The sequence below is a fragment of the Priestia sp. VA7 genome (assembly GCF_055710015.1).
Map to the genome: position 1 here is coordinate 1 of NZ_JBVQPN010000020.1, position 19,257 is coordinate 19,257.

At 38.8% G+C, this 19,257-nt stretch carries 17 protein-coding genes, 2 tRNA genes, 2 rRNA genes and 2 riboswitches; of the genes, 18 read left to right on the forward strand and 3 right to left on the reverse strand.

All coding sequences use genetic code 11. The annotated features are described in order from the left end of the window. The 8 genes from AC0C45_RS29275 to tsaD all read left to right on the forward strand — a co-directional run. Positions 1–99, forward strand: a 23S ribosomal RNA gene (locus AC0C45_RS29275); the annotation flags it as partial. Between the two features lie 69 nt (positions 100–168). Then, positions 169–284: ribosomal RNA gene (gene rrf / locus AC0C45_RS29280) — 5S ribosomal RNA — on the forward strand. 24 nt (positions 285–308) lie between these two features. Then, positions 309–385 (forward strand) — tRNA-Met (locus tag AC0C45_RS29285). Positions 386–389: 4 nt separating this feature from the next. After that, positions 390–465 (forward strand) — tRNA-Asp (locus AC0C45_RS29290). A gap of 220 nt (positions 466–685) precedes the next feature. Next, complete coding sequence (tsaE, locus tag AC0C45_RS29295) at positions 686–1,156, forward strand: tRNA (adenosine(37)-N6)-threonylcarbamoyltransferase complex ATPase subunit type 1 TsaE (protein ID WP_013081426.1); 471 nt, start codon at positions 686–688, stop codon at positions 1,154–1,156. Further along, complete coding sequence (tsaB, locus tag AC0C45_RS29300) at positions 1,153–1,851, forward strand: tRNA (adenosine(37)-N6)-threonylcarbamoyltransferase complex dimerization subunit type 1 TsaB (RefSeq protein WP_013081427.1); 699 nt, start codon at positions 1,153–1,155, stop codon at positions 1,849–1,851. Before tsaE ends, tsaB begins: the two co-directional genes overlap by 4 nt. A gap of 14 nt (positions 1,852–1,865) precedes the next feature. After that, entirely contained in the window at positions 1,866–2,315 is a 450-nt protein-coding gene (gene rimI / locus AC0C45_RS29305; RefSeq protein WP_034654811.1) for a ribosomal protein S18-alanine N-acetyltransferase, read from the forward strand. Beyond that, positions 2,312–3,328: a tRNA (adenosine(37)-N6)-threonylcarbamoyltransferase complex transferase subunit TsaD gene (tsaD, locus tag AC0C45_RS29310; RefSeq protein ID WP_026106485.1), complete on the forward strand. Its 1,017-nt coding sequence runs from the start codon at positions 2,312–2,314 to the stop codon at positions 3,326–3,328. The genes rimI and tsaD overlap by 4 nt, the downstream gene beginning before the upstream one ends. A gap of 254 nt (positions 3,329–3,582) precedes the next feature. Here the strand turns inward: tsaD and AC0C45_RS29315 are convergent, their stop codons facing one another. Continuing rightward, positions 3,583–5,517 carry an ABC-F family ATP-binding cassette domain-containing protein gene (locus AC0C45_RS29315; RefSeq protein WP_472929279.1) on the reverse strand — a complete coding sequence of 645 codons (1,935 nt, stop codon included), beginning with the start codon at positions 5,515–5,517 and terminating at the stop codon, positions 3,583–3,585. Between the two features lie 458 nt (positions 5,518–5,975). Here AC0C45_RS29315 and AC0C45_RS29320 point away from each other — a divergent pair, with 458 nt between their 5' ends. The 3 genes from AC0C45_RS29320 to tatC are packed head-to-tail and all read left to right on the forward strand — an operon-like array spanning position 5,976 to position 7,624. Beyond that, positions 5,976–6,614, forward strand: a complete 639-nt coding sequence (locus AC0C45_RS29320; protein WP_013055021.1) for a redox-sensing transcriptional repressor Rex — start codon at positions 5,976–5,978, stop codon at positions 6,612–6,614. Positions 6,615–6,667: 53 nt separating this feature from the next. After that, complete coding sequence (gene tatA / locus AC0C45_RS29325; RefSeq protein WP_013055022.1) at positions 6,668–6,853, forward strand: twin-arginine translocase TatA/TatE family subunit; 186 nt, start codon at positions 6,668–6,670, stop codon at positions 6,851–6,853. Between the two features lie 15 nt (positions 6,854–6,868). Further along, positions 6,869–7,624 (forward strand): twin-arginine translocase subunit TatC, encoded by a 756-nt coding sequence (gene tatC / locus AC0C45_RS29330; protein WP_013081431.1) that lies wholly within the window; start codon positions 6,869–6,871, stop codon positions 7,622–7,624. A 25-nt stretch (positions 7,625–7,649) separates the two neighbouring features. Here the strand turns inward: tatC and AC0C45_RS29335 are convergent, their stop codons facing one another. Together AC0C45_RS29335 and AC0C45_RS29340 are read right to left on the reverse strand one after the other, a co-directional pair. Next, positions 7,650–7,877 (reverse strand): YdiK family protein, encoded by a 228-nt coding sequence (locus tag AC0C45_RS29335; RefSeq protein ID WP_013055024.1) that lies wholly within the window; start codon positions 7,875–7,877, stop codon positions 7,650–7,652. Next, the gene (locus AC0C45_RS29340) at positions 7,874–8,602 is read right to left on the reverse strand and encodes a CPBP family intramembrane glutamic endopeptidase (RefSeq protein ID WP_034654821.1); all 729 of its coding nucleotides are present in this window, start codon (positions 8,600–8,602) and stop codon (positions 7,874–7,876) included. Before AC0C45_RS29340 ends, AC0C45_RS29335 begins: the two co-directional genes overlap by 4 nt. A gap of 299 nt (positions 8,603–8,901) precedes the next feature. On the opposite strand from AC0C45_RS29340, the gene groES reads away from it, so the two are divergent. From groES to AC0C45_RS29375, 7 genes are all read left to right on the forward strand, one after another. Then, on the forward strand, positions 8,902–9,186 hold the full coding sequence (gene groES, locus AC0C45_RS29345) for a co-chaperone GroES (RefSeq protein ID WP_013055026.1): 285 nt from the start codon (positions 8,902–8,904) through the stop codon (positions 9,184–9,186). Positions 9,187–9,253: 67 nt separating this feature from the next. Continuing rightward, a complete protein-coding gene (gene groL, locus AC0C45_RS29350; RefSeq protein WP_013081432.1) occupies positions 9,254–10,885 on the forward strand; it encodes a chaperonin GroEL in 1,632 nt (543 codons plus the stop codon). A 158-nt stretch (positions 10,886–11,043) separates the two neighbouring features. Next, positions 11,044–11,994, forward strand: a complete 951-nt coding sequence (locus AC0C45_RS29355; RefSeq protein ID WP_237893295.1) for an AAA family ATPase — start codon at positions 11,044–11,046, stop codon at positions 11,992–11,994. A gap of 10 nt (positions 11,995–12,004) precedes the next feature. After that, positions 12,005–13,195, forward strand: coding sequence for a DUF58 domain-containing protein (locus AC0C45_RS29360; protein WP_171777777.1), 1,191 nt, complete (start codon positions 12,005–12,007; stop codon positions 13,193–13,195). Then, the gene (locus AC0C45_RS29365; RefSeq protein WP_237893297.1) at positions 13,192–15,384 is read left to right on the forward strand and encodes a transglutaminase TgpA family protein; all 2,193 of its coding nucleotides are present in this window, start codon (positions 13,192–13,194) and stop codon (positions 15,382–15,384) included. Before AC0C45_RS29360 ends, AC0C45_RS29365 begins: the two co-directional genes overlap by 4 nt. A gap of 39 nt (positions 15,385–15,423) precedes the next feature. Further along, a riboswitch (purine riboswitch) is annotated at positions 15,424–15,525 on the forward strand. A gap of 123 nt (positions 15,526–15,648) precedes the next feature. Beyond that, the gene (gene guaA, locus AC0C45_RS29370; RefSeq protein WP_013081436.1) at positions 15,649–17,178 is read left to right on the forward strand and encodes a glutamine-hydrolyzing GMP synthase; all 1,530 of its coding nucleotides are present in this window, start codon (positions 15,649–15,651) and stop codon (positions 17,176–17,178) included. A gap of 97 nt (positions 17,179–17,275) precedes the next feature. Continuing rightward, positions 17,276–17,377, forward strand: a riboswitch (purine riboswitch). Positions 17,378–17,511: 134 nt separating this feature from the next. Then, entirely contained in the window at positions 17,512–18,837 is a 1,326-nt protein-coding gene (locus tag AC0C45_RS29375) for an NCS2 family permease (protein WP_013055032.1), read from the forward strand. The last annotated feature ends 420 nt before the right edge of the window (positions 18,838–19,257 follow it).

A 19,257-nucleotide genomic window follows, 5' to 3' on the forward strand; every position in this document is an offset into this window, starting at 1 on the left:
TAGTAAGATCCCTGAAAGATGATCAGGTTGATAGGTCAGAGGTGGAAGCGTGGCGACATGTGTAGCTGACTGATACTAATCGATCGAGGACTTAACCAAACTTTTAAAAGCGTAAGCTTTACTCAGCAAACTGTTACCTAGTTTTGAGAGAACAATCTCATATAAATGTCTAGTGATAATGGCAAAGAGGTCACACCCGTTCCCATACCGAACACGGAAGTTAAGCTCTTTAGCGCCGATGGTAGTTGGGACTTTGTCCCTGTGAGAGTAGGACATCGCTAGGCATTTTTATTTTGCTTTTTTATCATCGCGGGGTGGAGCAGTTCGGTAGCTCGTCGGGCTCATAACCCGAAGGTCGCAGGTTCAAATCCTGTCCCCGCAACCAACATGGTCCCGTGGTGTAGCGGTTAACATGCCTGCCTGTCACGCAGGAGATCGCGGGTTCGATTCCCGTCGGGACCGCCATGTTTTAGAAACGAAACAATGTGTTTCGTCTTTTTTATTGTTTGAACCATTTTTATATAAAACTTTACCGTCCTTAGGAGCAATCCTAAGGAATTTTTTATATACAAAGAAATTTCCTTATAGAATTGCTATGTTAAAGATTGTTGGATTTCTTACTGGATATGTATAGTCCACAACGTTTACAATATATATATACAGGTTGAAGTGAGGTTCTGAATGAATGACAGAGATTAACGAATTTACGTTTATGTCTACGTCTCCTGATGAAACTAATCAGCTGGCTGCTCGTCTAGCAACTTTATTAGAAGCTGGTGACGTGCTGCTGCTTGAAGGCGATTTGGGAGCTGGAAAGACAACATTCACAAAAAGTTTAGCTAAAGGATTAGGAATTGAACGCAATGTGAATAGCCCGACATTTACGATCATTAAAGAATACAAAAGCGGTCGCCTTCCTCTTTATCATATGGATGTATACCGTCTAGGGGATGAATTTGAAGACCTAGGGTTCGATGAGTATTTTGAAGGAGATGGCGTGACGGTCGTGGAGTGGGCTCATCTGATTGAAGAGCAGCTTCCTAATGAATATATTCAAATCAATATTTACCATGAAAACGAAACGACTCGTAAAATCCTTGTAAAAGCGATAGGGAGTCGGTACGTTGAAATATGTAAGGAGCTTTTTAAAAGATGAAAATGTTAGCCATTGATACATCCAATTTTGTCATGGGTGTTGCTGTCGTTGAAGAAAACAAAGTAATTGGAGAAATTATTACGAATCTAAAAAAGAATCACTCCGTTCGTGTGATGAACGCTGTGGAATCTTTGTTAAAGGACTGTGATATTGCGCCAAGCGAGCTAGACCGCGTTGTAGTGGCGCACGGTCCTGGGTCTTATACAGGTGTACGCATTGGCGTTACCATTGCCAAGACACTTGCTTGGACTTTAAATATTCCTTTAATAGGTGTATCTAGCCTTGAGGCACTAGCAGCAAACGGTCGCTATTTTGATGGGTATATTGCTCCGTTATTTGATGCGCGCCGTCAACAGCTTTATACAGGACTATATGAATGGAATAACGAACGAAGTCTTCTAGAAGTTGAAAGTGATCGACTTGTTATTAATAAGGACTGGGCGGAACATTTAAAGTCATACAACAAACCTATTTTATTCATAGGCAATGATCTTCCTATGCATGAAGAGACGTTAAAAGAAGTGCTGGGTGAACAAGCTGTATTTGCCCATGTTCAGCAGTTTAATCCAAGACCAAGTGAATTGGCTTTCTTAGGAATAAAGAAAGAGCCGCAGTCTGTGCATACTTTTGTTCCGAACTACATTCGTTTAGCTGAAGCGGAAGCCAACTGGCTTGCTTCACAGCAAAAAGGATAAAAGAAGGTATAAACATGAAACTAACAATTAAGTTTCGCTTAATGGAAGTTAAAGATATTGATCAAGTAGTGAAAATCGAAGAGAAGTCTTTTACGACACCTTGGAGTTCAGAAGCGTTTCAAAATGAGTTAACCAATAATCAATTTTCAACTTACATTGTGATGGAAGAAGGAGAAAATATTATTGGGTATTGCGGAACGTGGATTGTTATTGACGAAGCACATGTAACCAACATTGCCCTATTGCCAGACTACCGAGGTAAGGGACTCGGTGAATTGCTGCTGCGCAACGTGATGGACGTTCTTCGAAAACTAGGTGCTGCGTCAATGACATTAGAAGTTAGGGTATCTAATCATATTGCACAATCATTGTATCAAAAGCTAGGTTTTAAACCTGGAGGTATTCGTAAGAATTATTATTCTGATAACAATGAGGATGCATTAGTTATGTGGGTGAATTTATGAGTGAAAATCAATTAATTTTAGCATTAGAAACAAGCTGTGATGAGACAGCAGCGGCCGTGATTCGAAACGGTCATGAAATTGTAGCCAATGTGGTGGCATCACAAATAGAAAGCCATAAACGATTTGGCGGTGTCGTACCGGAGATTGCATCTCGTCATCATGTGGAACAAATTACGGTAGTAGTTGAAGAAACTTTAAATCAAGCGAACTTGACGTTTGCAGATATTGATGCAATAGCTGTAACGGAAGGACCTGGGCTTGTGGGAGCACTTCTTATTGGCGTAAATGCAGCCAAAGCGCTAGCATTTGCGCATCAAAAGCCATTAATTGGTGTTCATCATATTGCAGGACATATTTATGCAAATCAGTTAATCAAAAAATTAGAATTCCCGCTTTTATCGCTAGTTGTATCTGGAGGGCATACGGAGCTTGTATACATGGAAAGTCACGGTCAGTTTAAAGTGATTGGTGAAACGAGAGATGATGCAGCAGGAGAAGCCTACGATAAAGTAGCCCGCACGTTAAACCTTCCATATCCAGGTGGACCGCATATTGACCGCCTTGCACATGAAGGAGAGCCATTAATTGATTTGCCGCGTGCTTGGCTAGAAGAAGGATCCTATGATTTTAGTTTCAGTGGGTTAAAATCAGCAGTTATTAACACTGTCCACAACGCGAAGCAAAAAGGTGAAGAAATTCTTCCACAAACGCTTGCTGCTAGCTTTCAAGCGAGTGTTATTGATGTGTTAGTAACTAAAACGGTTAAAGCTGCAAAGGAATATAACGTTAAGCAAGTGTTAGTAGCAGGAGGAGTTGCTGCTAATAAAGGACTTAGAGCAGCGCTAGAAGAGGCATTTGTACCATTATCAAACATTGAGCTTATTATCCCGCCGCTGTCTCTATGCACGGATAATGCCGCAATGATTGGAGCAGCGGCAAGTGTACGATTTGCTCAAGGAAAACGCTCAGATATGTCATTAAACGCAAACCCCGGTTTAGACTTGGAAGAGTAAGAGACGAATGAGATTTATTTCTCATTCGTCTTTTTTGTGGGTAAAAATAATTTATCAACAATATTCAATAAATTTAGAATTGCCTGTGGATAATTATGTGGAAAAGTCCGTGCGCTCAGTACACGGACATGTTATCAACAAGTTTTAATTATGAAAATCAGACAGATATCCACTATTTATTCACATAGTGGATAAAGCTTGTTCTAAAGGGCACGAACAAGTAAATAGGGTGAATAAATACGAAAAAATACAGGCTATTCTTCTAGAAGCAGCTGTAATTCTTCCCACTCTTCCATTAATGTGGATAACTGTGAAGAAATTTTTTCATTTTCACCGTTCAATCTTGATACTTCTTCGTGGTTTTGATAAATTTCAGGATCACAAAGAAGTTCTTCATTCTCCGCTTGTGCGGCTTCTAATTTGTTTACTTCAGTTTCAATTTCTTCAATTCGGCGCGTTCGCTGCCTCATCAATTTCTTTTGTTCTTTATCTTGTTTATAGGACTGTTTATCTAATTTTACCGTACGTTCTTCGTTTGCTTTTATATTTTCTAATTCTTTGATTTCCTCTATTTCTGCTTTCTTTTCTACATAATAGTCATAATCTCCAAGAAATTCTTCTACCCCTTCAGGAGATAGCTCTGCTATTTTGTTTGCAATACGATTAATAAAATAACGGTCATGTGAAACAAATAATAGAGTCCCTGGGTAATCAATTAATGCATTCTCGAGTACTTGTTTGCTATCTAAATCAAGATGGTTAGTAGGTTCATCTAAAATTAAAAAATTAGCTTTTTGAAGCATAAGCTTCGAAAGAGCCAAACGTGCTTTTTCACCACCGCTAAGCGTCGAAACGATTTTCAGTACATCATCACCTGAAAACAGAAAATTTCCAAGCACTGTACGAATTTCTTTTTCAGGTTTGGATGGGTAGTCATCCCAAAGCTCATTTAAAACGGTTTTATTAGAAGTTAAATTAGCTTGCTCTTGGTCGTAATAACCAGCCATTACGTTTGAGCCAAAAGAAATGGTTCCAGTCTTGAAGCTTAGTTTATCCACAATACCTTTTAATAACGTAGATTTCCCAACTCCATTAGGGCCAACCAATGCAAGGCTTTCACCTTTTTTAATCCGAAGGTTTGCCTCTTGAACGACGTATTTGTGTTCATCATATCCGATAGACACGTTTTCGAGATTTAAGACTTCATTTCCGCTTTGACGCTCAATTTCAAACGAAAAACTAGCTGATTTTTCGCCTTCGTTAGGTCGATTTATTAACTCCATTCGATCGAGCTGTTTCCGTCTGCTTTGCGCACGTTTTGTAGTCGATGCGCGGGCGATATTTCGCTGAATAAAATCATTCAGTTTTGCGACTTCATCTTGCTGCTTTTCGTACTGACGCAACTCTTTTTCATATCGCTCTGCTTTTTGTACAAGGTATTTAGAGTAGTTGCCCGTGTACTTGACCGTTGTTTTTTTTGTGACTTCATACACTTGATTTACGACTTTATCAAGGAAGTAACGATCGTGTGAAACAATTAAAATAGCTCCTTCATACCCTTGCAGAAACTGTTCCAGCCATGCTAAAGTTTCAATATCTAAGTGGTTGGTAGGCTCATCCAGAATAAGCAAGTCTGGCTTTGTTAAAAGCAGTTTTGCAAGAGCCAAGCGCGTTTTTTGTCCACCGCTCAAGGAGGAAATAGGGGTGCTATAGTCAAAGTTTGAAAAACGGAAACCGTGAAGAATAGATCGTGTATCCGCTTCATATTGATAGCCGCCTAAATCTTTGAACGTTACTTGAAGCTGATCGTACTCTTTGGTTAGTTTTTCGTATTGAACTGAATCATTAAAAATGTCTGGATCGCCCATCTTCGTTTCAAGCGTACGTAATTCTTTTTCCATCTTCTTTAATGGAGCAAAGACCGTCATCATTTCTTCCCATATGGAGAGTGTTGACTCAAGAACTGTATCTTGTCCCATATAATCAATGGAAACACCTTTAGGTTTAATAATTTCTCCGCTGTCATAAGAAAGCTGCTCAGCAATAATTTTTAATAAAGTTGATTTACCAGCACCGTTTCGTCCCACTAGGGCAATGCGGTCTTTTGATTGTACTTCTAACTTTATATTCGATAAAATGGGTTCTGCCCCATAGTATTTTGTAATACCGTTCAATTGTAGAATAATCATTTTTTCACCTCTAGTAGTATATCCATAGTGTATTTTAACATATTTTCAACTACAAGTTCTTCCTACAAGCGTTTGTAATTTGTAGAGGGACAAGGACAAATGATGAAGCGAATGTTTTGATTCATGAAATAAAATGATTTTACCTGCACATTTTATACAGGATACTATGTTAAAATAAGAGATAAGTGCATCTCTGAACTTATATATGATGGATGTAGAAAACCCGTCATGACTAACAAACGGATCCTTTGAAGGGCTAATTGCTTCGTTCTAACTACCGACTTTAAGTAGTGCTGGATAGCCAAAAGGAGTCGGGGTATGAAGCGGAGTATATATAAAACAAGAGAAAAGAGAGAGAATTGGAAGCGCTACCTCGGAGCGGTTGAGGCTTTGTGAAAGGTAATGCAATATGACTTGAAAATGTTAGTAATGACATACATGAACTGAGGGGGTACAACGTGAACACTGAACAATTAAAAATACCACAAGCAACGGCTAAACGATTGCCGCTTTATTATCGTTTTTTAAAAAACTTGCATGCTTCTGGTAAACAGCGTGTTTCGTCAGCGGAGTTAAGTGAGGCAGTGAAAGTTGATTCTGCTACTATTCGTCGGGATTTTTCTTACTTTGGAGCATTAGGGAAAAAGGGATACGGCTACAATGTAAATTATTTACTTACATTTTTCCGTAAAACGTTAGACCAAGATGAAGTAACGAAAGTAGCACTGATTGGCGTAGGGAATCTGGGAACGGCCTTTTTAAATTATAATTTTATTAAAAATAATAACACCAAAATTGAGTGCGCTTTTGATGTGATAGAAGATAAAGTCGGTACAAAAGTAGGCGACGTGCCGGTTTATCACCTTGACCAATTGGAAGATTATATGAGTGATGATATCTCAGTGGCGATTTTAACCGTTCCTGCCACTGTGGCTCAGCAAATTACCGATCGTTTAGTGAATTGCGGAATTAAAGGGATTTTAAACTTCACTCCTGCACGCTTAAACGTACCGGATGAGATTCGACTGCATCATATTGATCTGGCTGTAGAATTACAGTCGCTTGTCTACTTTTTGAAAAATTATCCTGTTGAATAAGATGGACTGTGTTACGATTTCCTTAAGTCTAAATTAATAAGGAGAGTGGAAATATGGGGATTGGAGCAGGTAGTTGGATTATTATTGCGATTGTAGCACTGCTTATTTTTGGACCGAAACGGTTACCGGAGCTAGGAAGATCAGTCGGGCAAACGCTTAGAGAGTTTAAGCATGCCGCTAGCGGTGCATCAGAAGATCGTGAAAAAGATAAACAGCGTCAAGTAGATGACAAAGAGTAAAAGGGTGATCATAGTATGACCGAACAAGAAATGTCAATATATGATCATATAGGAGAGCTGCGAAAACGCATTTTAATTGTTTTATTTTTCTTTGTCATTGCCACAATTGGCGGCTTTTTTATAGCGGATAAGGTTATTGTCTATTTACAGCATGCTGATGAGGCAAAAAATTTAACGATGAATGCATTTAGGCTAACAGATCCAGTTAAGATTTATATGCAGTTTGCTGTTATTATCGGCTGTGTACTTGCAGCTCCTGTTGCACTGTATCAACTTTGGGCATTTGTTAGTCCTGGTTTATATGAAAAAGAGCGTAAGGTAACGCTTGGATATATTCCTGTTTCCATTTTTCTCTTTATCGGCGGTGTCTCTTTTTCTTATTTTGTGTTGTTTCCATTTGTCGTCGATTTTATGACGCGGGTTTCCGATGAGCTGAATGTAAACCAAGTGATTGGCATTAATGAATACTTTTCTTTTTTAATGCAGCTCACACTGCCTTTTGGCCTGTTGTTTCAGCTTCCTGTCGTCGTCATGTTTTTGACGCGATTAGGAATTATAACGCCTATGTTTTTATCTCAAATTCGAAAGTATGCCTATTTCGTACTGCTAGTTATTGCCGCACTGATTACACCACCGGAATTGCTCTCGCACATGATGGTGACAGTGCCGCTCTTAATTTTGTATGAAATCAGCATCATTATTTCCCGCATTTCGTATCGCAAAGTGTTAAAGGCAAGGGCAGAGCAAGAAAGAGAAGATGTTAGTATGTAAAAAAACCACTGAAACAGTGGTTTTTTTATTTAGATGAATCATCTTGATTTTTATATTGCTGCTGCAACTTTTTAATTTTATAGTGCAAGATAAAAATGCGAACCGCAAATCTGAAATCGAATGCGGCTACGAGTGCAAATAAGATCGTAGGGAAGTTCCACACGGTTTCCTGAGCATTTTGAATAGCCAGGTAGGTGAATAAAATCCCCATAATAATATAAATAAACCCTCGTGTTAAAGGGATATTCTTCATAAAAACATGCCTCCAAAAATAAACTGCATTTGTTCTGCTTGCTTTTGCATTTCTATAATTTTATCTGCAAAAATAGTTTGAGATAAAATAACGATTGTATTCATCAACACGTGAGCAATAATGGGTACAATAATTAGTTTTGTTCTTGCATAAAGGAATGCAAATACAAATCCCATGGCTGTATACACGAGCAAATGTTTAAAATCCCAGTGTACGGCAGCGAAAATAAGGGAACTAATAAATGCAGAGATAAAAAAATTATATCGTTTGTGAAGAGAACCGAAAATAATCTTTCGAAAAATAATCTCTTCTAGAATTGGTCCAATAACAGACGTAACGACAATAAGGAACGGCGTTGCTTTAACAAGATTAACAATGTTTTGTGTATTTTCAGATACTTGGGTAATGCCAAGAGCGTGCTCAATCATCCCTGCTACAGCTTGACCAGCCATAGCCAGGAACACCCCAAGGACTGACCAGACCACAGTTACCGTTGTTCCCGCATGTTCTATACGCATGGACATGTCACGGCGCAGCAGCAGTAAGACAATAAGTAAACCAAGGATAAAGCTAATGATGGTCCAATAAGTCAAAAGCATGACAGTCGCTGTTCGAACTGGATATTGATCAAACATTCCTGTTAATTTTAACAGCGGTATACCAACAACTCCTGAAAACTGCATAAGGATGTAGGTGAGGATAACATACCAATAACGTTTTTCCAATCTTCTATACTCCTTTAAAAGGTTTTTATGTATATATGTCGAAGAAGTACTGTGAAGTCAGTAATTTCTTCTTGCTCGTATTGTAACATACATATTATTGAACAGAGAAAAGAATGCTTTATTTCTCAAAATCGTCGAAATCTAAGACTATTATATGTAGTTTTCGTAAATTTTAAATTTTTTTTGTTTAATACTTGCAAAAAAAACCCACTTTGTTTTAATATAATAATTGTGTTAGCACTCGTTGAGCTTGAGTGCTAATAAAAATGCAAACATATTATTTGAGGAGGTTGTTTCACTTGTTAAAGCCATTAGGTGATCGCGTAGTGATTGAACTTGTAAAATCTGAGGAAAAAACAGCAAGCGGTATCGTGTTACCGGACAGTGCAAAAGAAAAACCACAAGAGGGTAAAATTGTTGCTGTTGGTACAGGCCGAGTATTAGAAAGCGGTGAGCGTGTAGCTTTAGAAGTAGCTGCGGGCGATCGTATCATCTTCTCAAAATATGCGGGTACTGAAGTGAAATACGAAGGTACTGAATACTTAATTTTACGCGAAAGCGATATTTTAGCTGTAATCGGCTAATTTTAACCACAAACTTATCATACGTAAAAAATAGATTATTAAGAAAATCTTGAGGAGGTCAAAGAACATGGCAAAAGACATTAAATTTAGCGAAGAAGCACGTCGCGCAATGCTACGTGGTGTAGACACATTGGCAAATGCTGTAAAAGTAACGCTTGGACCAAAAGGTCGTAACGTTGTATTAGAAAAGAAATTCGGTTCACCGCTTATTACAAATGACGGTGTAACAATTGCAAAAGAAATCGAATTAGAAGACGCATTTGAAAATATGGGTGCTAAATTAGTAGCCGAAGTTGCTAGCAAAACAAACGACGTCGCTGGTGACGGTACAACTACTGCAACAGTTTTAGCGCAAGCAATGATCAGAGAAGGTCTTAAAAACGTAACGGCTGGTGCTAACCCAATGGGTATCCGTAAAGGTATGGAAAAAGCAGTAGCTGTAGCGGTTGAAGAACTAAAAGCAATCTCTAAACCAATTCAAGGTAAAGATTCAATTGCTCAAGTAGCGGCTATCTCAGCAGCTGACGAAGAAGTAGGTCAATTAATTGCTGAAGCAATGGAGCGCGTTGGTAACGACGGCGTTATCACACTTGAAGAATCAAAAGGTTTCACAACTGAATTAGAAGTGGTAGAAGGTATGCAGTTTGACCGTGGATATGCATCTCCTTACATGGTAACTGATTCAGATAAAATGGAAGCTGTATTAGATGATCCATACATCTTAATCACAGACAAAAAAATCGGTAACATTCAAGAAATCTTACCGGTATTAGAGCAAGTTGTTCAACAAGGCAAGCCCCTATTAATCATCGCTGAAGACGTAGAAGGCGAAGCTTTAGCAACATTAGTTGTGAACAAACTTCGTGGTACATTCACAGCTGTAGCTGTTAAAGCTCCTGGTTTCGGTGATCGTCGTAAAGCAATGCTACAAGACGTTGCGATCTTAACAGGCGGAGAAGTAATCACTGAAGAGCTTGGTCTCGACCTAAAAACAGCAAGCATTGATCAATTAGGTCGCGCTTCTAAAATTGTTGTAACAAAAGAAAATACAACGGTTGTAAACGGTGCAGGAAACGCAGAAGACATCCTAGCACGCGTAAACCAAATCAAAGCTCAGCTTGAAGAAACAACTTCAGAGTTTGACCGTGAAAAATTACAAGAGCGCTTAGCAAAACTTGCTGGTGGCGTAGCTGTAATTAAAGTGGGTGCGGCAACTGAAACTGAGTTAAAAGAACGTAAATTACGTATTGAAGATGCATTAAACTCTACGCGTGCTGCGGTTGAAGAAGGTATCGTAGCTGGTGGTGGTACTGCATTAGTAAATATCTATAATAAAGTAGCAAGCATCGAAGCTGACGGTGACACTGCTACAGGTATCAACATCGTATTACGTGCGATTGAAGAGCCTGTACGTCAAATCGCTCACAACGCTGGTTTAGAAGGATCAGTAATCGTTGAGCGTCTAAAAGGCGAAGCAGTTGGAACTGGATTTAATGCTGCAACTGGCGAGTGGGTAAACATGCTAGACACTGGTATCGTTGACCCAACAAAAGTAACGCGTTCAGCTCTTCAAAATGCTTCTTCTGTAGCGGCTATGTTCTTAACAACTGAAGCAGTTGTTGCTGACAAGCCAGAAGAAGGCGGAGCACCTGCAATGCCTGACATGGGCGGCATGGGTGGAATGGGCGGCATGATGTAATCACTGCCCTCTCTGAAAAAGCGACCAAGTACTCACTTGGTCGCTTTTTTGCGTGCATTAATATTTTCAGATTTTTTTAAAATTTGTTAAAATAGTACTATGTTTATTGAAAAACATACTAAACTCAAGACTTAACTGATTTTTAAGGGGGAGCTTTATTGATTCAGCTGGATCATATTAATAATAAATTAAACCAAGTATTAGAAAACATCGATCACATTGTGATTGGAAAGCGTCAGGTATCTACGTTGAGTTTGGTTGCTTTGCTTGCAGAGGGGCATATTTTGCTTGAAGATGTGCCGGGTGTGGGGAAAACGATGCTCGTGAAGGCACTGGCCAAATCAATTGATGCAGAATTTAAACGAATTCAATTCACGCCTGATTTGCTTCCATCCGACGTAACAGGCGTTTCTATCTACAGTCCGAAAGAAATGGAATTTCATTTTCGTCCAGGTCCTATCATGAGCCATATTGTACTCGCTGATGAGATTAACAGGACTTCTCCTAAAACACAATCGGCGCTTTTAGAAGCAATGGCTGAGCATCATGTAACAACCGATGGTATCACCCGGGAAATTCCAGCGCCTTTTTTTGTGATGGCTACTCAAAATCCTGTTGATTTTGATGGGACCTATCATTTGCCGGAAGCGCAGCTGGATCGTTTTTTATTCAAATTAAGCATGGGATATCCTACGCAAGAAGAGGAGCTTCAAATTTTAAATGGCGTATCCACCCAGATCAATCTTGAAGATGTCAAACCCGTCATGAGCATTCCAGAATTAGTACAGGCTCAAAAAGCTGTAAGCAGTATTTATGTAGATGATGCGATCAAGCACTATATCATTGAAATCATTCGCAAAACGCGCTCTCATCCACATGTTTCGTTAGGTATTAGTCCTCGTGGGACGGTTTCATTTATGAAGGCCGTTCAAGCATATGCTTTAGTGAAGGGAAGAGATTACTGTCTTCCTGATGATGTTCAAGAGCTTGCTTCGTATGTGTGTGCACATCGATTAACGCTAAGACCTGATACCCAGTACAGCGGCTTAACAGCGAGTGATGTGATGAAGCAAATTATGGCTGATACGAAAGTACCTGTTAAAAGGTAAGAGGTACTTTATGAAACAGTATATAAAAGTCATATGGAATAAATGTAGAGACTGGTTCGTTTTATTCTGCATCTTTGCTGCTACGTTTTCTTACGCCATGTTTCAAGGGGGTTTTGTCAGCTGGTTTTTATTTTATAGCTTCTTACCTTTTGGATTATATGCAGTAGCCGTTTTGCTTTATCCGTTAAAGAAATGGAATGTTACTCGTGATGTGAAGCTACAGCCGCGATTCGCTGGAGATCATCTTTCGTATGACATTCATATTACACGCTCCTCGGGTTTTCCTGTTTATATGGCAGCAGTGAAAGAGGAGAGTAACCTTTTAGATCAAGAAGAAAGAACAATTTATCCGCTTTTTCAACGAAACGCTGTTATTCCGTATGAAAGATCATTTGTAGAAAGAGGAGAATATGAACTTTTTACGATTTCGATTGAACTGAGTGATTTATTAGGAATTGTAAAAAAGAAGGCATATTATCCGATGCAGCAGCGATTTATCGTGTATCCTCAGACTCATGAAATAGATATCCCGTTCCTTTTAGCGGGAATAGAAGAAGGAAAAAATGAAGTTTCAACGGGGAATCAATCTACTACGTTAGTGACAGGCATTAGAGAATATCAGCCGGGTGACCGATTAGGGTCTATTGATTGGAAGGCGACGGCTCGTAAAGCTACGTTGATTTCTAAAGAGTTCGGTCATTATCATGAACGGAGTATGATTATCATTGCAGATGTTATCAGCTCTTTATACTTTGAAGAACGAATGAGCTTTCTGGCATCCATGCTCATTCATGAAGAAACCAAGCGTAAAAAAATCGATTTTCTTTTAGCTGGGGATGCACTTTTTTCATCAAAAGCCTCTGAACAAAGTGAGACTGATAACCTGTTGTATCACTTAGCGCGTGCACAGCCTATTAACAATCGAGCATTCGAAACAGAATTTAAGAGTATTGCCATTCAAAAGCAGCATTCTTTTATGGTCATTGTCAGTCAAGTTACAGGGACTCTCATTGGGCAGATTCAATCTAAGCTAAGTCTGCATGCTAAGGCATCAATAATTGTCGTTAAAGATGAAGGAGCAGGGCTTAGTGACGAAGAGACGGTTATTGTAAATGGAATACAATCTTCTGCTTTAACGGTTGAAGTCGTTAATATTCCTCTTCCTCTATCATCTAAAGGAAGTGAGGGCAGAAATAAGTGAATAAATCAGCTTTGTATGTAAAAAACATCTTATTGTACGCGGGAGCATTCTTTTTATTAGTGGAATGGCTTCTTCCTTTAAATGAAGTGACGGATACCAATCAAATTCAGTACTTTATCTTGTTTGTTGCTTACTGTTTTTTGTGTTTAACGTTTCGCTTGCCGTTTATCGGGATGACGTTAGGGAGTATATTGTTTATTTTGTTTTCGCTTCACAATCTCTATTTCCAAGGAGCCTTTTTTTCTTCAGACTGGCTTCCGAGACTTTTGGAGATTCTTCAGTCAGATGCACAAAGTATCATGGAGTGGAATATAGCGAATTTATCATTTGAAATGAGGAGCACTTTATTTTTTGTGCTGCTTTGGATTATGGCTTATTTAATTCGATATTGGATCTTTTATCAAAAAAGAATTTTCTTCTTTTTCTTCTTAACCATTTTGTATATTACCGTGCTGGATACCTTTTCTACTTACGATGCGGGAGCTGCTATTATTCGTGTGACGATTATCGGATTTTTATTAGTAGCCATGCTTCGCATAAATCCTGAACGCATAAAAGCTGCGAGCACTGAGCGTTTAGAAAATAGAAAACGATCGTTTCTTTTTCTAGGCAGCTTTTTAGCTATTGTCATTGTGCTGGCTTATCTCGCTCCTAAACCAGGGCCGCAGTGGCCAGATCCCGTACCTTTTATCACGGCGCATACAACAAATCAAGGACAGGGAGAATCTGCAAGCGGTCAACGAATTGGCTATGATATGGACGATTCTAAATTGGGGGGATCGTTTGTCAATGATGATACGGTTGTGTTTACAGCCAAAGTAGAGGATGAGCACTATTGGCGTATTGAAACGAAGGATGTTTATACAGGTAAGGGGTGGGGGCTGTCTAAAGAGGAAGAAAAAGTACCCTTTAAAGGAAATGAAAACTTATTGCCTCAATATGACTCAAGTGTAGCAGGACAAGTAAGAAAAGCAGAAGTTGCCTATTCGCAGCCTTCTGTTCATCTTATGCATGTTCCTCAACTGCTGTCGCTAACCTTAAAAAATGGCATTCAAACCGATGTGACACCGACAAATGAAAAATTATATCCTTATCAAAATAACAAGCTTGTTACTGTTCAATCGTATGAGATGACGTATAAATATCCTGTATTTGATATTGGGCTTCTTCAGCAAGCAGAGGAAAAAAAGGCAGAGAGTTTAGAGAATAATAACGAATTTATAGCAAGGTATACACAACTTCCTGCTAACTTGCCGAAACGAGTAAAGGATTTAGCCCGTGAGGTAACAAAAAATAAGAACAATCGTTATGAAAAAGCGAAAGCCGTTGAAGAATACTTCCGATCAAATCCATATGTATATGATACTGAAAATGTTCCAATTCCTACGAAAAGTAAAGATTATGTGGATCAATTTTTATTTGATACAAAAAGAGGGTACTGTGATAACTTCTCTACCTCTATGGTCGTGCTGCTTCGTTCATTAGATATTCCTGCTCGGTGGGTAAAGGGCTATACAGAAGGTGATGCCACCGTCATTTCAGGAAGTAGTAAGTGGACAACCTATGAAATTACACAAAATAATGCTCATTCTTGGGTCGAAGTCTATTTTCCAGGAGCGGGTTGGGTACCTTTTGAACCAACAAAAAGTTTTTCTAATCCTTATGATTTTGTAGATAGCCAACCTAACAACTCTAGTGAAAATAGTCAAAGGGAAGAAGAGAAACAAGAAACGCAAGTGAAGGAGCAGCCTAAGGAAAAAGAGCTTCCGGTACAAGAAGAAAAAGCGAAAGGAAAAACAGCTTCTCTTCAAAATGCTAAGCTGTCTATGAAGTGGAAAGTGCTTTTCTGCGGACTGATGGTAGTTATGTTAATAGTAATATATCTCAATCGATTTAAATGGTTTTTACCTTTATATATCTCTTTTTATAAAAAGAAAGAGAGAGTGGAACCCTTTGAATCAGCGTATGTTTTTTTACTTAAAAGACTCGCTGCAAATGGACTGAAGCGGCAAGAAAGTCAAACGCTGCGCGACTTTGCAGGAGAAGTAGATGAAAAATTAAATACGGTAAATATGCTAAAATTAACGGAAAAATATGAGCGGGTTTTGTATCGAAATGCAGATTCCATAAAAGAATGGAAAGAGTCGATTGAATTGTGGGAAAATTTAATCAAAAAAACGAGTTCTTGACCATTGTTTCGCGGATTGATAGAATATTCTCGAACTTACTATAAATGTTTCGTATACCTTCATATATCCTCGATAATATGGTTCGAGAGTCTCTACCGGGTCACCTTAAACGATCTGACTATGAAGGCAGAACAGTCTATTTGACGATAAACGTCGTGCTCAACTAGACTTCTGCCTTTGTTTTTTGAGGGAGAAGTCTAGTTTTTTTTATATTTTAGGGCATAATAACAAGTGATTATTTACACATTCGGAGAGGTGAACAAGATGGAAGGCATGATTGTTGTATTAGATTTTGGTAGTCAATATAACCAACTGATTACGCGTCGCATTCGCGAGTTCGGAGTATATAGTGAATTGCATCCGCACACAATTACAGCAGAAGAGATTAAAGCATTAAATCCAAAGGGGATTATTTTCTCTGGAGGCCCAAACAGTGTGTACGGTGAAAACGCATTTCACTGCGATGAAAACATTTTTGAATTAGGTATTCCTGTTTTAGGTATTTGTTATGGAATGCAATTAATGACTCATCATTTTGGCGGGAAGGTAGAAGGTGCTAGCCATCGTGAATATGGTAAAGCAGCGATTAACGTACAAAACGATTCATTAATGTACCATGAGTTGCCAAAAGAACAAGTTGTTTGGATGAGTCACGGTGATTTAGTTGTAGAAACACCTGCTGGTTTTGAAGTGGACGCAACTAGCCCATCTTGTCCAATTGCCGCAATGAGTAGCAAAGATAAGAATATGTACGGAGTACAGTTCCATCCAGAAGTTCGCCATTCAGTGCACGGTAACCATATCTTAAAGAACTTCGTGTTTGAAGTATGTCATGCTGAAGCAAACTGGTCAATCGAGAACTTCATTGAAGTTGAAATGGATAAAATCCGTGAAACAGTTGGAGATAGAAAAGTACTTTGCGCACTTAGCGGTGGAGTAGACTCTTCAGTAGTAGCTGTGTTAATTCACAAAGCAATTGGTGATCAGTTAACATGTATGTTCGTAGATCACGGTTTATTACGTAAAGGTGAAGCGGAAAGCGTAATGGAAACATTTAGCGAAGGCTTTAATATGAATGTAATTAAAATCGATGCAAAAGATCGCTTCTTAGAAAAATTAAACGGCGTATCAGATCCTGAACAAAAGCGTAAAATCATCGGTAATGAATTTATTTATGTATTCGATGACGAAGCTGCTAAATTAAAAGGGTTTGATTTCCTAGCTCAAGGTACGCTATACACAGATATTATCGAGAGTGGGACAGCTACAGCTCAAACGATCAAATCTCACCACAACGTAGGTGGATTACCGGAAGATATGCAGTTCAAACTAATCGAACCGTTAAACACGCTATTCAAAGATGAAGTACGTGCATTAGGTTCTGAATTAGGTATTCCTGACAACATCGTTTGGCGTCAACCTTTCCCAGGACCAGGTCTAGGTATTCGTGTACTTGGTGCAATTACGGAAGAGAAGTTAGAAATTGTACGTGAGTCGGATGCTATTTTACGTGAAGAGATTGCAAAAGCTGACTTAGAACGCGATATCTGGCAATACTTTACGGTTCTTCCTGATATCCGCAGTGTAGGTGTAATGGGAGATGCTCGTACGTATGATTATACAATCGGTATTCGTGCTGTTACATCGATTGATGGTATGACTTCTGACTGGGCGCGTATTCCTTGGGATGTGCTTGAAGTTATCTCAACGCGTATTGTAAACGAAGTTAAGCATATTAACCGCGTAGTGTATGATATTACAAGTAAGCCACCTGCAACGATTGAATGGGAATAATATGTAAGAAAACCGAACAAACGAACATTCTTTTATGAGAATGTTCGTTTTTTGTTGACTTTTTTAAAAAGTTAATGGTAGGATAGTAACGTAAAACAGCGAGATATAGCTTTAATGTCGTATAATCTTGGGGATAAGGCCCAAAAGTTTCTACCGAGCTACCGTAAATGGCTTGACTACGAGAAAGTAATACATGTATGTGTAAAAATCTTTTGTTTTTTTGGGCTCATACATTTCTCTTTTAGTCGATCTTATGCCTTTACGCGCCTAGTGTAGAGGCATTTTTTATGGCTTGCCTAAGTGCATGCGGCTTCTATAAAGGGAGGAAAAAACGTGAAGAAGTATTTTCGTTTTGAAGAGCTGGGTACTAGCTATCGAAAAGAGTTTATAGCTGGCCTTACAACTTTTCTATCTATGGCTTACATTTTATTTGTTAATCCATCTGTGCTATCACTAAGTGATGTAAAGGATCTGCCTGACAGTATGAGAATGGACCAAGGGGCTGTATTTACAGCTACTGCTTTAGCGGCAGCTTTGGGATCAATTGTTATGGGAGTGCTTGGTAGATATCCAATTTCATTAGCTCCAGGTATGGGATTAAACGCATTTTTTGCTTATACAGTTGTTCTGACAATGGGAATTCCATGGCAGACGGCTTTAACGGGTGTTATGATATCAGGTGTTATTTTTATTCTTTTAACATTAACAAGCCTGCGAGAAAAAATTATTAATTCTATTCCTATTGAATTAAAAATGGCTGTTGGAGCAGGTATTGGTTTATTTATTAGTTTTATTGGTATGAAAGGTGCCGGAATCATCGTCAAAGATGATGCCACATTTGTTGGACTGGGTGATTTAACTAACCCAACAACGTTACTTGCGGTTTTTGGCATTGTCATTACTATTGTATTAATGGTGCTTCGAGTAAATGCAGCTGTATTTATCGGTATGATTGTAACGGCTGTAGCGGGTATGGCTTTTGGTTTAATTGATACACCTAAAGCAGTTGTTTCATCAGTTCCTAGTCTTGACCCGACGTTTGGGGCAGCTTTTCAAAATATTGGTGATATCTTTACTGTAAAGATGCTAGTCGTCATTTTAACTTTCTTATTTGTTGATTTCTTCGATACAGCAGGTACGATGGTTGCTGTAGCAAGTCAAGCTGGGCTTATGAAAGATAATAAGCTTCCGCGAGCGGGCAGAGCGTTATTGGCAGATTCTAGTGCGATTGTAGTTGGTGCTGTTCTTGGTACCTCATCAACAACAGCTTATGTAGAGTCTACGGCTGGAGTAGCAGCGGGCGGACGTTCAGGATTTACTGCAATCGTAACGGCGGCGTTTTTCTTAGTTGCACTGTTCTTTTCTCCATTGTTAGCGGTCGTGACACCAGCTGTTACTGCGCCGGCTTTAATTACGGTAGGAGCTCTGATGGTGTCAAATTTAGGGGAAATTAATTGGAAAGAGTTCGAAGTAGCAGTTCCTGCATTTTTTACGGTAATTATGATGCCATTAACATACAGTATTGCAACAGGCATTGCGGTTGGTTTTATCTTTTATCCTATTACAATGTTATGCAGCAAACGTGGGAAAGAAGTTCATCCCATTATGTATGCTCTCTGTATCATCTTCATACTTTATTTCGCGTTCTTAGCAGAATAGGTTAAATAAAAAAGCTCAGTTTAATGACTGGGCTTTTTTTTTATGGTAAGATAAGAAAACTGCATAACGGCTAGATAGCTATTGTAATAGAGACTATTCAATCATTTTACTGAAGGTTTACTTCATTAACTTTTTTATTTATAAAGTTTTTTAGAAAAACGATTGACTCTATATATTATATATGGTAAATTATTAAATGTCGCTGATGAACAGCGCGGTTGAGAGAAACATCTAAAAAAGATGTTGACATCAATTTGATAGAATGTTATACTAATAAAGTTGCTTGAGAGCAACGGTTGAACTTTGAAAACTGAACAAAGCGACAAACGTCAACGTTAAATTTTATTTTTTAATTGAGCAAGTCAAACATTTCTTCGGAGAGTTTGATCCTGGCTCAGGATGAACGCTGGCGGCGTGCCT

Coding starts and splice junctions, on each gene's coding strand:
- tsaE (WP_013081426.1), top strand. CDS start 686: ATGACAGAGATTAACGAATTTACGTTTATGTCTACGTCTCCTGATGAA.
- tsaB (WP_013081427.1), top strand. CDS start 1,153: ATGAAAATGTTAGCCATTGATACATCCAATTTTGTCATGGGTGTTGCT.
- rimI (WP_034654811.1), top strand. CDS start 1,866: ATGAAACTAACAATTAAGTTTCGCTTAATGGAAGTTAAAGATATTGAT.
- tsaD (WP_026106485.1), top strand. CDS start 2,312: ATGAGTGAAAATCAATTAATTTTAGCATTAGAAACAAGCTGTGATGAG.
- AC0C45_RS29315 (WP_472929279.1), bottom strand. CDS start 5,517: ATGATTATTCTACAATTGAACGGTATTACAAAATACTATGGGGCAGAA.
- tatA (WP_013055022.1), top strand. CDS start 6,668: ATGGGGATTGGAGCAGGTAGTTGGATTATTATTGCGATTGTAGCACTG.
- tatC (WP_013081431.1), top strand. CDS start 6,869: ATGACCGAACAAGAAATGTCAATATATGATCATATAGGAGAGCTGCGA.
- AC0C45_RS29335 (WP_013055024.1), bottom strand. CDS start 7,877: ATGAAGAATATCCCTTTAACACGAGGGTTTATTTATATTATTATGGGG.
- groL (WP_013081432.1), top strand. CDS start 9,254: ATGGCAAAAGACATTAAATTTAGCGAAGAAGCACGTCGCGCAATGCTA.
- AC0C45_RS29360 (WP_171777777.1), top strand. CDS start 12,005: ATGAAACAGTATATAAAAGTCATATGGAATAAATGTAGAGACTGGTTC.
- guaA (WP_013081436.1), top strand. CDS start 15,649: ATGGAAGGCATGATTGTTGTATTAGATTTTGGTAGTCAATATAACCAA.